We start from the raw sequence: 14,231 nt of genomic DNA on the forward strand, positions 1-14,231 counted from the left end.
CCCTCCCCTCTCCCCCGGAGGGGCGAGGGGACGCAGAAGTTAGGCGTCGATGCTTGTGCCTAGCGAGGCGTGGACGAGGCCGCCGTCCACCGTGATCGTCTCGCCGATCACATAATCCCCCGCGCGGCTTGCGAGGTAGATCGCCGCCCCAGCCATATCCTCGTCCACGCCAACCCGCTTCGCCGGGATCCCCTGCGCCACCGCATCGCCGTGATCGCGCGCCGCCTTGTTCATGTCGCTCGCAAACGCGCCCGGCGCGATCGAGGTGACGTTGATCGAGTCCGTCACCAGCCGCGCCGCCATCCGCTTCGTCAGGTAGATCAGCGCCGACTTCGACGCGTGATAGCTGTACGTCTCCCACGGGTTCAGCCGCTGGCCGTCGATCGACGTGATGTTGATCACCTTCGCTGGCTTCGCGCGCGATCCCGAAGCCTTCAGCGCGGCATGCAGCGCCTGCGTCAGGAAGAACGGCGACTTTACGTTCAGGTCCATGACCTTGTCCCAGCCGACCTCCGAAAACTCCTCGAACGGCACGCCCCACGCCGCGCCCGCGTTGTTCACGAGGATATCGAGCTGCGACTCATGCTCGGCGAACTGCGCGGCGAGCGCCTTGCACCCCGCCACCGTCGAGACATCCTGCGGCAACGCGATGCAGTTCGGCCCGAGTTCCGCGGCCGCCGCCTCGCACACATCGGCTTTCCGCGACGAGATATACACCTTGGCCCCCTGCGCGATGAAGCCGGCGGCGATCATCTTGCCGATCCCGCGGCTGCCGCCGGTGATCAGCGCGACGCGGCCGTCGAGCCGGAACAGGTTGGTCGTATCCATCACGCATCCTCCGAATGTTTGCCCGCTTGGTATCGCCGAGCGCCGCCCGCCGCAAACCCGTTTTTCGAACCAGCCATCATTGACGAGTGCGAAGCCCGTACTATGCTTGCCAAAAACTAGGAGAGAGCGTGTGAGGTTTTCAGGCAAGCGTGCCGTTGTGACCGGCGGCGCGTCCGGCATCGGTCGAGCGACCGCACTGCGACCTCGCCGACGAAGGCGCGACCGTGCTGATCGGCGATATCGACGAGGCCGGTGGCCACGCGATCGCCGACGCGTCCGACGGCCGCATCCTGTTCCAGCGCACCGACGTGCTCCAGGCTAGCGATATCGAGGCGCTGATGCAGGCCGCCGACGATGCGGGCGGTCTCGACATCCTGTTCAACAACGCTGGCGCGGGCGGCTCACGCGACCCGATCGGCGAGATTTCGCCCGAGGACTGGGACCGCACGCAGGCGCTGCTGCTGCGCTCGGTCGCGCTCGGCATCCGCTACGCAGCACCCTTGATGGCGAAACGCGGCGGCGGCGCGATCGTCAACACCTCGTCGGTATCCGCACTCGGCACCGGCTACGCGCCGACCGCCTATTCCACCGCCAAGGCCGGCGTGCTCCACCTCACCAAACAGGCGGCCGCCGACCTCGCGCAGCACAAGATCCGCGTGAACGCGGTCGTGCCCGGCTTCATCGTCACCAATATCTTCACGCGCACGCTCGAACTCGACGCCGCCAAGACCAGCAAGGCGGACGCGATGATCGCGCATATCGCTGCCGACGCGCAGCCGATCCGCCGCCCCGGCACCAGCGAGGATATCGCCGCCGCAGTCGCGTTCCTCGCGAGCGACGACGCCAGCTTCATCACCGGCACGCACATCCTCGTGGATGGCGGCATGACGATCGGTACGCGGCCGAGCTGGGACCCCGCGCAACCCTCGCTGTTCGCCATGCTCGACAAACTGAAATGACGGCACCCGCCCGCCGCCTCTCGACCGGAACGATGGCGAGCTACGGCTTCGGCGCGGTCGCTTACGGGGTGAAGGACGCCGGGTTCGGGACGTTCCTGCTGTTGTTCTACAACCAGGTCGTCGGGCTGCCGTCCGCCACCGTCGGGCTCGTCATCATGATGGCGCTGCTGATCGATGCGTTCGTCGATCCGGCGGTGGGCTTCTTCTCCGATCGCACGCGGACGAAATGGGGCAGGCGGCACCCGTGGATGTACGCGTCTGCGCTGCCGATCATGATCGGCTGGCTGCTGCTGTGGAACCCGCCCTCGGTGATGTCGGAGTCGCAAACGCTGATCTGGCTGTTCGTCATGGCGGTGATCGTGCGCAGCGCGGTGAGTTGCTACGAGGTCCCCTCGGTCGCGCTGACCCCCGAGCTCACCTCGGGGTATGACGAGCGGACGCGGATCATGGCGTATCGCTATCTGTTCGGCTGGGTCGGCGGATTGCTGATGCTGTTGTCGGCGTACCAGTATTTCCTCGCGCCGACCGCGGCATTCCCGAACGGCCTGCTCAACCGCGCCGGATACGGCGGCTTCGCGTTGGCGGGGGCGATCTTCATCGGCGTCGCGATCCTCGTCTCCGCGCTCGGCACGCATCACGAGATCAGGCATCTGCCGAATCCGCCGATCGCCAAGCAGACTCTCCGCGAGTCCTTCGCCGAACTCCGCCAGACCGTGAAGAACCGCGCGTTCGCGATCCTGATGGCGGCGGGCGTTTGCGCGTACACGATCCAGGGCATCAGTTACGCGATGTCGAACTACCTCTACACCTATGTCTGGGGCTTCAAGGGGCCGGTGTTCGTCTACCTGACGATCGCGCTGTTCTCGGGCGTGTTCCTCGCGTTTCTCGCCGCGCCCCGGCTCGGCAGGACGGGGAGCAAGCCCAAGGCGGCGATGGGCGCGGTGCTGCTGGGTGCGGCGCTCAATACCTCGCCGTACTGGCTGCGGATGCTCGGCGTGTTTCCGGACGTCGGCGAGTCCACGCTACTGCCGATGCTGTTCGGGTTCTTCATCCTCGGCACCGCGTCGAACGTCACGGGGTTCATCCTCGGCGCGTCGATGATGGCCGACGTGGTCGAGGATTCGGAGGCGAAGACGGGTAGGCGGTCGGAAGGCGTGTTCTTCGCGGGGTCGTTCTTCGTCCAGAAATGCACGAGCGGGATCGGGATATTCTTCGCGGGGATGATTCTCGCGGTGGCGGGGTTCCCGGCGAAGGCTACGCCGGGGACCGTGCCGGTGGGGGACGATCGATCGCCTCACGCTGATTTACGCGGGCCTTTATATCGTGCTGGCGTGCGTCTCGGCATTCTTCTTCTCGCGGTTTCCGTTTGGGCGGGTGGAGCATGAGGCAAGGCTGGCGAGACTGGCAACGACACCCGGTATCGACCGCTAAATCTTCCCCCCCTCCCTGAAAGGGGAGGGGCCGGGGGTGGGTCGGCCGCTTGTCGATCGCTCCGTCAGCCAACAGGCCGACCCACCCCCAACCCCCTCCCTTCCAGGGAGGGGGGGAAGGACGGTGATCGCCGCTCTTCCAGCGAGAGTGGCAGGGCAGTAGGACCAACGCTTGGCCTTCCCCCTTGGAACGGCGACATCGGAGTTCCCATGCGTATCCCCGCTCTAGCCACCGCCCTGACCCTCGTCCTCGCATCCCCCGCCGTCGCGCAGACGATCGCACCTATCCTCACCACCCCCGACGCGCACGACCCGCACAGCTATGCCCGCCCCGCCGAGGCGCGCGTCACGCATGTCGCGCTAGATCTCGCCGCCGACTTCGACACGCACGTTATCCGCGGCATCGCCACGCTCGATATCCTCGCGGCCCCCGGTGCCAAACAGGTCGTGCTCGACGACAACGGCTTGAAGATCGTCAACATCACCGACGCCGCCGGCAAGCCGCTGCCCCTACTCGGTCGGCGCGGTCGACAAGATCCACGGCGCGCCGCTGACCGTCACGCTCAACGGCGCGAAGAAGATCCGCATCGCCTACGCCTCGTCGCCCGATGCGAAGGCGCTGCAATGGCTCACGCCTGCGCAGACCGCGGGCAAAAAGCAGCCGTTCCTGTTCAGCCAGGGCGAGGCGATCCTCAACCGCAGCTGGATCCCGACGCAGGACTCCCCCGGCATCCGGCAAACCTGGGAAGCGAAGATCGCCGTTCCCAAGCAACTCACCGCCGTTATGAGCGGGCTCGCGACCGGCAAGCCGACCTGCGTCGCGGATCGCTGCACATTCCAGTACAAGATGGACAAGCCCGTCGCGCCGTACCTGATCGCGCTCGCGGTCGGCGACATCGCGTTCAAGTCGACCGGCCCGCGCACCGGCATCTGGGCCGAACCCGCGACGCTCCCCAAGGCCGCGTACGAGTTCGGCGAGCTCGAGAAGTTCGTCGCCGCCGCCGAAGGGCTGTACGGTCCGTATCGCTGGGGCCGCTACGACGTGCTGGTCCTGCCGCCGTCGTTCCCGTTCGGCGGCATGGAGAACCCGACGCTCACCTTCGCGACGCCGACCGCGATCGCCGGCGACCGCAGCCTCGTCTCGCTGATCGCACATGAACTCGCGCACAGCTGGTCTGGCAACCTCGTGACGAACGCGACCTGGGACGATTTCTGGCTCAACGAAGGCTTCACCAGCTATTTCGAGAACCGGATCATGGAGGCGCTCTACGGCAAGCGCCGCGCCGACATGGAGGCCGACCTCGCCTGGACCGACATGCTTGCCGCGGTGAAGGACGCGGGTGGCCCCGCCGCGAAGGACACGCAGCTCCACCTCGATCCCGACGCCGCGCGCGATCCCGACGACGGCATGACGCAGATCGCCTATGACAAGGGCGCGGCGTTCCTCCGCACGATCGAGAAACAGGTTGGGCGCGCACGGTGGGACGCGTATCTTCGAAGCTATTTCGACCGCCACGCCTTCCAGCCTCAGACCAGCGCCGGCTTCCTCGCCGACCTCAAGTCGAAGCTGCTGACTCCCGCCGAAGCCAGGACGATCGGCGTCGATGCGTGGGTCTATCAGCCCGGCATCCCCGCGAACGCGGTGCATGTGACATCCGCCGCGTTCCCCGCGGTCGACGCGGCGGCCAAGGCGTATGCGGCTGGCGGTCCCGTGTCCGCCGTTCCCGGCAAGGCTACGACGCAGGAGATCACGCGGTTCATCACGCAGCTCCCGCGGAAACTATCGGCCGAGCGGCTGAACGCGCTAGACGACGCGTTCGGCTGGAACACCACCGGCAATGCCGAGATCCGCTTCGCCTGGCTGCAACTCGCGCTCGCCAATCACTATGCGCCCGCCGATGCGTCGGCCGAGCAGTTCCTGACCTCGCAGGGCAGGCGGAAGTTCGTCGCGCCGTTGTTCCAGCAGCTGATGGACTCCGGTGACTGGGGCCACAAGTTGGCGATGGAGATCTACGGCAAGGCGCGGCCTGGCTATCACGCGGTCACGCAGGTCACCGTGGACCGCATAACCGGTTGGAAACTCATGAACTGAGCCGCCTTGAGCGCCCATTCGGGGCGTTGGTCGGCGCGGTAACACGCTTCGTCGGATATGGTTCCCGCACGGGTTCCAATTAAATCGAACCTCCCGTAGCCAGAATGCGACAAACGGGTTTTGGCCGGGGGGTCTCGATGAATTTCAAGGCGTTAGCAGCGCGTTTTGCGCTGGTGGTATCGTGCGGCCTGATGACGGCCACCCCTGCTGCGGCTCAGTTCTGGCAGTGCGTGACGTTCGCTCGCTCGGTGTCGGGCATCGAAATCCGCGGCAACGCCAACACCTGGTGGAGCCAGGCCGAGGGTCGTTACGAGCGTGGCCACACCCCGAAGGCCGGCTCGGTCCTCGCCTTCTCGCCGACATCGCGGATGCGCGTCGGCCATGTCGCGATGGTCTCGAAGGTCGTCAGCGACCGCGAAGTTCTCCTTACGCATGCCAACTGGTCGCGCCCCGGCGCGATCGAGACCAACGTTCGCGCGGTCGACGTCTCGCCGGCCGGCGACTGGAGCATGGTCAAGGTCTGGTACGGTCCGCAGGGCGACCTCGGCACCTCGGCCTATCCGACCAAGGGCTTCATCTATTCGGGCCACGCACCTGCTGGCGATACGCTTGATGCGCCGGTGCAGCCTTCGTTCCAGATGGCGAGTGCTAGCCACACCGTGTCTGCAACGCAGCGCGCCAATGCTGCGCAGCTTGCGACGATCCAGCACGGCCCGACCGATGCGCGTGGGATCTTCACGCTGGTGAACGAGGCGAACTGAGGTTTGTTTCTACAGTGGGGTGCGGGGCTCGGTCCGGCATCCACGGCACTTGTTTCTTACGTCGTTAGTCTAGCGTTTCGCTACTGACCGCCCCCTAGCAGTTAGGCGCCTCCACCTTTCCCCAAAGGGCACCTCCCCAGCGAAGGCCGGGGCCCAGTTGGAAAGGTCGCAGGAACAGTCCGCCACCTTCGTTAGCAACGTCCCCCAACTGGACCCCGGCCTTCGCCGGGGCGGCGCTTTAGGGCAGATCACTGCTCTGCTTAGCTTCTTGTTCTCCCGCGAAGGCGGGAGCCCAGTCTGGACCCCCGCCTTCGCGGGGGGAACACTCTTTTTGCTCAACAGTGTCACGTGTCGAACACGTTCAGTTGAACGCCCTCAAGCAGTTTTGAACGTCAGCGCATCGCCATTCATGCAATAGCGCTTGCCCGTCGGCTTCGGCCCATCATCGAACACGTGGCCGAGATGACCGCCGCAGCGCCGGCAATGCACCTCGGTTCGCGCCATCCCCATCGTCGAATCCACCCGCGTCCGCACCGCGTTCGGCAGCGGCTGCCAGAAGCTCGGCCAGCCGGTGCCGCTCTCGAACTTGGTCTTCGACGAATAGTTCGGCAATGCACACCCGGCGCACGAGCAGATCCCCGCGCGATGCTCGCCGTTGAGAGGGCTCGAATAGGGCCGCTCGGTGCCCTCCTTGCGCAGCGTATCATACGCATCCGGCGACAGTTTCTTGCGCCACTGCGCGTCGGTCAGCGTCACCTCGAACCTCTCGGCGGCCTGCGCGGGCTGCGACGAGCACCCCCAAAGCGCGAAGCCGGCAACGCCTGCTCCGGCAAGCGTTAGGAAAGCGCGGCGGTCCTGGGTCATGTTCGTCTCCATGGTTCGGATATAGGTACGGCCGAACCACCCGATAAGGTTACGCTCGCCGTCAGTATTTGCTGATTTCCACCGGCAGCGTGCGATAGCCGTGGACGAAGCACGCCGCGACCCGCGTCGGTTCGGCGAGCACGTTGATCCGCATGCGGCGGGCGGCCATCTCCTCCAGCAGGATTGCGATCTGCATTTCAGCCAGCCGTGCGCCGACGCAGCGGTGGATGCCGTGGCCGAACGCCAGATGCCGCCGCGCGTTGGGGCGGTCGACTACGATCGAGTCCGCATCGTCGCCGAACATGCTTTCGTCGCGGTTCGCCGAGATGTACCAGAGCGCGAGCTTGTCGCCGGCCTTGATCTGCTGGCCCATCAGCTCCGCGTCGGCCGTCGCGGTGCGGCGCATGTGCGCCAGCGGCGTCTGCCAGCGCAGGATCTCGCTTACAGCGTTGGGAATCAGCGTCGGGTCCGCCTCCAGTTTCGCGCGCGACTCCGGAAACCTGTCGAGGCCGTAGGCGAGCGCCGACATCGAATTGCGCGTCGTGTCGTTGCCGCCGACGATCAGCAGGATGAGGTTCCCGATGAACTCGTTGTGATCCATGTGGCTCATCGCGTCCGAGTGGATCATCATCGAGATCAGGTCGGGCGTCGGATCCTTGTCGATCTTCGCGTCCCACAGGCCTTTGAAATACGATCCGCATTCGAACATGTGCATGAGCCGGTGGCCGCGGAGCTCCTCGTTCTTCACGATCTCGATGTCGCCCGCCCAGTCCGACCATAAGGTCAGTTTTCGCCGGTCCGCCCAGGGGAAGTCGAACAGGATCGCGAGCATCTGCGTGGTGAGTTCGATCGCGACCGTATCGACCCAGTCGAACGGCGTGTTCCACGGCAGGCTGTCGAGCATGTCGGCGGTCCGCCTGCGAATATCGCCCGACATCCGCGTCATCTCGCTGGGGGTGAAGGCGGGCGCGACGGTGCGGCGCTGGCCGGTATGCACGGGGCGGTCACGCGCGATGAACATCGGCATGCGGACGTCGCGCTCGGCGACGAAATCGGCGATCGTGATCCCGCCGGCCTCGGAGGAATAGAGATCGGGGGAGCGATTCGACCTCGACGATGCCCTTGTAGGAGGAGACCGACCAATAGGGGCCGTAGTCGGACTGCTCGACATAGTGGACGGGGATTCGGCGCGGAGTTGCGCGAATGGCGCCTGCCAGAGGTCGTCGCGGTAGAGTTCGGCGCGGCTCACGTCGAGTGGATCGACCGTCTGTTGCGCCACGTCTCTTACCAGAGTCGCCATCGTTTCTCTCCCCTGTTTTGCCGCAGGAGAGGCTTTGCTGACACTTATGTCAATAGTCTCCGTTCTCCTGCGAACGCAGGAGTCCAGGACCGCGAGGGATGGCGTTCGTTACCCTGGGCTCCTGGGTTCGCAGGAGAACAGTTAAGCGACTGCCTTGGCCTTGCGCCGCCAGAACGGCCTAGCACTTCCCGATTGCAGCACGCCGCGGCGGAACAGACGCGCCCCCCACCGTTATAAAGATCGTTACCCACAAGGCCTGCCACGCGAGTGCGGCGACGTGTGGCCAGAGTTCGGGCGAGTTTGCCGCGCGGCCGGCCATTGCGAATGGCGAGGAGAGGGGGAACAGTTCGGCGGCGGTGGCGAGCCAGCTGCCGGGGTGGGAGACCGCCGCGGAGGACAGTCCGAACATCGCGACCTGCAGGATCGTGATCGGCAGCGACAGCATCTGGATTTCGCGCATCGTCGTCGCTTGTGCGCCGACGCCCAGGAACACCGAGCCGAGCAGGAGATACGCCATGCTGAAATATGCCGCGAACAGCAGCGCGAACATCGGTGCGCCGACCGCGGGCGTCAGGTCGCCTAGCGCGACTGCGGCGGCGGCGGGCATCAGCGACGTGATCTGCGTGACGACGGTGCCCCAGAACGCGACGAACAGCACGGCGACGCCGAACATCCCGATCAGCTTGCCGAAGAACACGGACTCCAAGGGCACCGCGGCGGCGAGCACCTCGATCACCTTGTTGTTGCGCTCCTCGGCCATCGTGCCGACAACCTGGCCGGACAGGAACAGTGTCAGGAAGAAGATCCCGAACACCGCGAAGAAGGCGGATTGGTGCTGGCCGCCGACCGAGGTGGTCGAACGCGTGATCTGCGTCTTGGTCGCGGCGATCGTCGGCAGCGTACCGCCGAGCTTCTCCGCCGCCAGCGTCGTCTGCGCGAGCAGCCCGAGGTAATCGGCGGAGCGTTTGCCGCGCGGTCCGTAAAGGATCTGCGGCGCGTCGAGCGGGCCGTACAGCACTGCGGAGGCGTCGACGTCCTTGGTCTCGAACGCCGCGCGTGCCTGCGTCGCGGGATCCGCGGTCGGCGCGACGATCGACAGTTCGGGGGCGCTTCGTCGCTGCGGAACATGCCGCGCAGGCGCGTGTCGGCCTCGTCGATCGGCCGCGCGATGGTGGCGGGGACGATCGCGACGATCCGCGTCTTGTCCTGCGCGCCGCCACTGACGCTCGCCGCGCCCAGCCCGCCGATCGCGCCGAACGACCCCATGATCAGCGGCGCGAACAGGAACAGCAGGAAGATCGGCGTGAACACCGTGGCTATGAAGTCGCGGCGTGCGATCGTGAAGGTCTGGCGGAGGGTGCGACGGAAACGGCTCATGCCGCCTGCTCCTGCGCGACGTCGCCATGCTGGCCGACGATCCGGACGAACGCCTCGTGCAACCCGGGCCGCTCGATCGACAGCCCCGAAATCCCGTATCCCGCGTCGATCAGTCTCACGAGCAAGCTCTCGATTCCTTCGTTCGGCAGCTCGAACCGCCAGCTATCCCCGTCCGCTACCGCATCCGCCGGCAGCACGCCGCGGATCGCAGGATCAGGCCGATGCGGCGTATAATGCACCCGCTGCGGCAGGATTCCGCGCGCATCCGCCACCGTGCCCTCGAACCGTCGCTTGCCACCAGCGATGATCGCCAGCCGGTCGCACAGGCGTTCGGCATGGCTCATGATATGCGTCGAGAACAGGATCGTCGCGCCGCGGTCGCGCTCGTTGAGGATCAGCTTCTCGAGCCGCTCCTGGTTGACTGGATCGAGCCCCGAAAACGGCTCGTCGAGCACCAGCAGGTCGGGCTGGTGGACCACCGAGCCTAGCAGCTGCACCAACTGCGCCATGCCCTTCGACAGCTTCCGGATCTTCTCGTCGACCGCATGGCCGAGTCCGGCGGCTTCCATCAGCACCACCGCACGCTCGCGCCCGGTCTTCCAGTCGAGCCCGCGCAAAGCTCCCAGGAACGCGATTGCCTCGCGCGCCTTCATCGCCGGATACAGCCCGCGCTCCTCGGGCAGATAGCCGACCCGGTCGCTCGCATCGCGCGGATTGTCGTAGCCGAGCAGCGTGCGGCTACCCTCGTCGGGCTCGATGATCCCGAGCAGCATGCGCAGCGTCGTCGTCTTGCCCGCGCCGTTGGGCCCGAGCACGCCGTACACCGATCCGCGCGGCACCATCATGTCCACCCCGTCGACCACGCGCCGATCGCCGAACCGCTTTACGATCCCGCTCGCGGTGACCGCCCATTCATCGTTCACGCGCAATCTTCCTCCCGAGGGTGGCGTCGTGGTAGCGGGCGGACGTGGCGCAAGACAAGCTGGAACACAGGCTGAAGGCCAAAGCGGCGGAACTGGGCTTCGTCGCGTGCGGGATCGCGCATGCGGGGGCGGCGCCGCGCGCCGGCGAGCGGCTGCACCAGTGGCTCGCGGACGGGCGTCACGGCGACATGATCTGGATGGAGGAGCGCAAGCACCACCGCGAGAGCCCCGCCGGCCTGTGGCCCGAGGTTCGCAGCGTGATCGCGCTCGGCATGAGCTATGCGCCGAAGGACGATCCGTTGCGACTGGCGGACGAGGGCGGGGTGGGCCGGATCTCGGTCTACGCGCAGGGGCCGGATTATCACGATGTCGTGAAGCGGCAGTTGAAGGCGCTCGGGCGGTGGCTGGCGGCGGAGGCGGGGCGCGATCTGCCGCCGTTCGACCTGAAGGTGTTCGTCGACACCGCGCCGGTGATGGAAAAGCCGCTCGCCGAAGCCGCCGGGCTTGGGTGGCAGGGCAAGCACACCAATCTCGTCAGTCGCGAGCATGGCAGCTGGCTGTTCCTGGGCGCGATCTACACGACGCTCGATCTGGAGCCGGACAAGGGCGGTGTCGACACTTGCGGCAGTTGCGACGCGTGCCAGACCGCATGCCCGACCGCGGCGTTCCCGCGGCCTTACCAACTCGATGCCCGTCGCTGCATTTCGTACCTCACGATCGAGCATGCCGGGCCGATCCCGCACGAGTTCCGTGCCGCGATCGGCAATCGCATCTATGGCTGCGACGATTGCCTGGCGGTGTGCCCCTGGAACAAGTTCGCCGCCGCGGCCAACGTGAACTTGGCGTTTCATCCTCGTGCGGAGTTGGTCGCGCCCGAACTCGCCGACATCCTGGCGCTGGACGATGCGAGCTTCCGCACGGTTTTCGCGGGCTCGCCGATCAAGCGCATCGGCCGCGCTAAGATGATCCGCAATGCCTTGATGGCGGCGGGGAACAGTAGCGATCCTGGCCTCGTCGAGGCCGTCGTCGGACTGTTGGGCGACGACTCGCCGGTCGTCCGGGGTGCGGCGATATGGGCATTGCGACGACTGGATAGCGCGCGCTGGGGCAGCGAGCGCGGGCGTCGGTTGGCGGACGAGGGCGATCTGAGCGTGCGGGGTGAATGGGGGGCGGCTGCAGTGGATCGTCTCGTGCCTCTCGTCGATCCACCCGCGGGTAGATAACCAAACGGGTTAATTACCTTGACATCGTCACGCTCATCTGGCACATAACGGGAACATCGAAAACTAGCGAGTCGGGCCGGACGGTCTGGCTCTCGGGAAGCCGGGACGATCGGGGCGGGAGCCTTAATCGTCACCGGCTTTCTGCGTTTGGCGGTGCGGTGCAGGCAAGCGGGGGGCGCGGCATGGGGATCAAGAGCAAGGCGGCCGGGAACGCGAAGGTCGGCGGGATGGTCATCACGGGTGGGAAGAACCGGGTTCTTGTGGCCCGGAAACCCCGGGCGAAGGAATGGACGCTCGAGCGGCAAGCCACGTTTCTCGAGGAATTGGCGATGACCGGCAACGTGACCACGTCTGTCGTCGTGGTGGGGATGTCGCTCGGCGGAGCCTATCACCGCCGCTCGCACGATCCTGCGTTTGCCGCAGCATGGCAGGCGGCGTTGTCGCTCGGCGGAGCCTATCACCGCCGCTCGCACGATCCTGCGTTTGCCGCAGCATGGCAGGCGGCGTTGTCGCGCGGGTATGACCGGTTGGAGGAACTGTTGTTGGCGACGTCGCTCGCCTCGCTGGATCGCGATGATGGGCGTCTTGGCGGGCAGGGCAACGACCCGAGCGATGGGGGTGTGGAGACGCCCAGCAACGAGACGGCGGCGGTCGGCGACGCTGATGCCGTCGGGGAGGCTGATGCCGTCGAAGACGCGGGTGCCGTCGAAGAAGGGGGCGGCGAAAAGATCCGGGGCGAGGCTGCGGTGCCCGGTGCGGGGCTGATCAAGCTGTCGAGCGTGACGGCGATCCAGTTCGCGCTGGCGATGCTGAACCAGCATCGCGCGCGAGAGGCGCGGGGGGCGCCAGTCCAGCCAGACCTGCCGGGCGACGTCGGTGGAGACCGATGCCGCATTGCTGAAGCTGCTGGACTCGCTGGCGCGGCGCCAGGCGCTCGCCTCTTGACTCGCTCGGGAAGCGGCGAAGGCGATCCGGGGGCGGTCAACCCGGCGCCGGTGGCCACGGTCGAACGCGACCTGGTGGCGGAGCTGGCCGACCTGCCGGTGGTGCACCGTGAAGGGATCATGCGGAAGCTGTCGGTCGGTCAACGCAACGAGCTGCGCGATCGGTGGCGGCACTGGGCGCATGACGGGCAATATCCACCCGAGGGCGACTGGCGGATCTGGCTGATCCGGGCGGGGCGCGGATTTGGCAAGACTCGGGCGGGCGCGGAGTGGGTGAGCCAGATCGCGCGCGACGATCCGACCGCGCGGATCGCGCTGGTCGGCGCGACGATCGACGATGTGCGGCGCGTGATGGTGCAGGGCGAGAGCGGCCTGATCGCGGTGGCGCACGACAACGAGGCGCTGACATGGCGCAGTGCGGTCGGCGAAGTGCATTTCGGCAATGGCGCGAAGGCCTATGCGTATTCGGCGGAGGCGCCGGAAGCGTTGCGTGGGCCCGAACACGGCTGGGCGTGGTGCGACGAACTGGCGAAGTGGCGCTACGGCGATCCGACCTGGGACAATCTGATGATGGGCTTGCGGTTGGGTACGGTGCCGCGCGTCCTGGTGACGACGACGCCGCGACCGGTCGCGCTGATGCGGAGGGTGATGGCATTGCCGGGACTGGTCGAAACGCGCGGGCGGACGCGCGACAATCCGCATCTGCCGGTGAGCTTCGTGGAGGCGGTTACCGCCAGCTATGCGGGGACGCGGTTGGGTCGGCAGGAGCTGGATGGCGAGCTGATCGAGGATATTGCAGGCGCCTTGTGGACGCGGGCGCTGGTGGAGTCCCGGCGGGTGGCTTTTTGCACCGGAGCTGGCGCGCGTCGTGGTGGGCGTGGATCCGCCGGCGGGGGAGTGTGTCCGGGGGGCCGGGGGATGCCTGCGGGATCGTGGTGGTTGCGCTCGGAGTCGATGGGTTTGGGTATGTTTTGGAGGACGCCAGTGTTTCTGGTGCTTCTCCCGAGGGGTGGGCTCGGGCCGTGGCCGAATGTGCCGAGCGGCATGGGGCGGATCGGGTGATCGCCGAGGCTAACCAGGGGGGAAGATGGTGGGGAGCGTCCTTGCCGGGGCTGATCGGGCGATGCCGGTGAAGCTGGTGCATGCGTCGCTTGGGAAGGTGGCGCGGGCTGAGCCGGTGGCGGCTTTGTATGAGTCTGGGCGGGCTTGGCATGTGGGGGCGTTTCCGGATCTGGAGGATGAGCTTTGCGGGCTGATTGCCGGGGGCGGGTATGAGGGGCCGGGGCGGTCGCCGGATCGGGCCGATGCGCTCGTTTGGGCGATGACCGAGGTGATGCTGGGGCCGCGGGCACGGGTTTCGGTGCGGGTGCTTTAGGTTTGCCCTCTCCCTTTCGGGGAGAGGGGAAGGAGGAGCTCTTGCGACGGGAGGGTGAGGGGTGGTTGGGATTTGGGTCCTGAGCCTCATTCCCCTCTCCCTCCCACGCGCAAGGGCGCGCGGGCCCCTCCCTCTCCCCGTAGGGGCGAGGGAAA

Annotated in this window: 9 protein-coding genes and 4 pseudogenes; 7 read left to right on the top strand and 6 right to left on the bottom strand. The window is 66.7% G+C overall.

Features of this window, described 5'->3' with window-relative positions:
- Positions 1 to 39 precede the first annotated feature (39 nt).
- Complete coding sequence (locus tag NHF48_RS17375) at positions 40 to 828, bottom strand: SDR family oxidoreductase (protein ID WP_121904437.1); 789 nt, start codon at positions 826 to 828, stop codon at positions 40 to 42.
- 130 nt (positions 829 to 958) lie between these two features.
- Between NHF48_RS17375 and NHF48_RS17380 the strand changes: the two are divergent.
- Positions 959 to 1,787 (top strand): annotated as a pseudogene (locus NHF48_RS17380) (SDR family NAD(P)-dependent oxidoreductase).
- Positions 1,784 to 3,172, top strand: coding sequence for an MFS transporter (locus NHF48_RS17385; RefSeq protein WP_342454679.1), 1,389 nt, complete (start codon positions 1,784 to 1,786; stop codon positions 3,170 to 3,172). The pseudogene NHF48_RS17380 and the gene NHF48_RS17385 overlap by 4 nt, the downstream one beginning before the upstream one ends.
- 270 nt (positions 3,173 to 3,442) lie before the next feature.
- On the opposite strand, the gene NHF48_RS25340 is transcribed toward NHF48_RS17385, so the two are convergent.
- Entirely contained in the window at positions 3,443 to 3,571 is a 129-nt protein-coding gene (locus NHF48_RS25340) for a hypothetical protein (protein WP_342454680.1), read from the bottom strand.
- A 334-nt stretch (positions 3,572 to 3,905) separates the two neighbouring features.
- On the opposite strand from NHF48_RS25340, the pseudogene NHF48_RS25345 reads away from it, so the two are divergent.
- From NHF48_RS25345 to NHF48_RS17395, 3 genes and pseudogenes are all read left to right on the top strand, one after another.
- Positions 3,906 to 3,953 (top strand): annotated as a pseudogene (locus tag NHF48_RS25345) (hypothetical protein); the annotation flags it as partial.
- A gap of 48 nt (positions 3,954 to 4,001) precedes the next feature.
- Positions 4,002 to 5,309 carry a leukotriene A4 hydrolase C-terminal domain-containing protein gene (locus NHF48_RS17390; RefSeq protein WP_342454681.1) on the top strand — a complete coding sequence of 436 codons (1,308 nt, stop codon included), beginning with the start codon at positions 4,002 to 4,004 and terminating at the stop codon, positions 5,307 to 5,309.
- A gap of 137 nt (positions 5,310 to 5,446) precedes the next feature.
- Positions 5,447 to 6,070 carry a CHAP domain-containing protein gene (locus NHF48_RS17395; protein ID WP_253071807.1) on the top strand — a complete coding sequence of 208 codons (624 nt, stop codon included), beginning with the start codon at positions 5,447 to 5,449 and terminating at the stop codon, positions 6,068 to 6,070.
- Positions 6,071 to 6,445: 375 nt separating this feature from the next.
- Here NHF48_RS17395 and msrB read toward each other — a convergent pair whose 3' ends face one another.
- The 4 genes and pseudogenes from msrB to NHF48_RS17415 all read right to left on the bottom strand — a co-directional run bounded on the left by msrB (position 6,446) and on the right by NHF48_RS17415 (position 10,534).
- A complete protein-coding gene (gene msrB / locus NHF48_RS17400; RefSeq protein ID WP_253071808.1) occupies positions 6,446 to 6,934 on the bottom strand; it encodes a peptide-methionine (R)-S-oxide reductase MsrB in 489 nt (162 codons plus the stop codon).
- A 61-nt stretch (positions 6,935 to 6,995) separates the two neighbouring features.
- Positions 6,996 to 8,234, bottom strand: a pseudogene (locus NHF48_RS17405) (cytochrome P450).
- 178 nt (positions 8,235 to 8,412) lie between these two features.
- On the bottom strand, positions 8,413 to 9,639 hold the full coding sequence (locus NHF48_RS17410) for an ABC transporter permease (protein WP_342454682.1): 1,227 nt from the start codon (positions 9,637 to 9,639) through the stop codon (positions 8,413 to 8,415).
- On the bottom strand, positions 9,608 to 10,534 hold the full coding sequence (locus NHF48_RS17415; protein WP_253071809.1) for an ABC transporter ATP-binding protein: 927 nt from the start codon (positions 10,532 to 10,534) through the stop codon (positions 9,608 to 9,610). The genes NHF48_RS17410 and NHF48_RS17415 overlap by 32 nt, the downstream gene beginning before the upstream one ends.
- A 44-nt stretch (positions 10,535 to 10,578) precedes the next feature.
- On the opposite strand from NHF48_RS17415, the gene queG reads away from it, so the two are divergent.
- Positions 10,579 to 11,757, top strand: coding sequence for a tRNA epoxyqueuosine(34) reductase QueG (queG, locus tag NHF48_RS17420; RefSeq protein WP_253071810.1), 1,179 nt, complete (start codon positions 10,579 to 10,581; stop codon positions 11,755 to 11,757).
- Positions 11,758 to 12,821: 1,064 nt separating this feature from the next.
- A pseudogene (locus NHF48_RS17425) lies at positions 12,822 to 14,076 on the top strand (DNA-packaging protein).
- Positions 14,077 to 14,231: the final 155 nt, after the last annotated feature.

Source organism: Sphingomonas sp. H160509 (assembly GCF_024124765.2).
GTDB lineage: Bacteria > Pseudomonadota > Alphaproteobacteria > Sphingomonadales > Sphingomonadaceae > Sphingomonas.

Excerpts from the sequence above, each read along its gene's own strand:
- NHF48_RS17375 (WP_121904437.1), bottom strand. The coding sequence starts at position 828 with ATGGATACGACCAACCTGTTCCGGCTCGACGGCCGCGTCGCGCTGATC.
- NHF48_RS17385 (WP_342454679.1), top strand. The coding sequence starts at position 1,784 with ATGACGGCACCCGCCCGCCGCCTCTCGACCGGAACGATGGCGAGCTAC.
- NHF48_RS25340 (WP_342454680.1), bottom strand. The coding sequence starts at position 3,571 with ATGCGTGACGCGCGCCTCGGCGGGGCGGGCATAGCTGTGCGGGTCGTG.
- NHF48_RS17390 (WP_342454681.1), top strand. The coding sequence starts at position 4,002 with ATGAGCGGGCTCGCGACCGGCAAGCCGACCTGCGTCGCGGATCGCTGC.
- NHF48_RS17395 (WP_253071807.1), top strand. The coding sequence starts at position 5,447 with ATGAATTTCAAGGCGTTAGCAGCGCGTTTTGCGCTGGTGGTATCGTGC.
- msrB (WP_253071808.1), bottom strand. The coding sequence starts at position 6,934 with ATGACCCAGGACCGCCGCGCTTTCCTAACGCTTGCCGGAGCAGGCGTT.
- NHF48_RS17410 (WP_342454682.1), bottom strand. The coding sequence starts at position 9,639 with ATGGCGACGTCGCGCAGGAGCAGGCGGCATGAGCCGTTTCCGTCGCAC.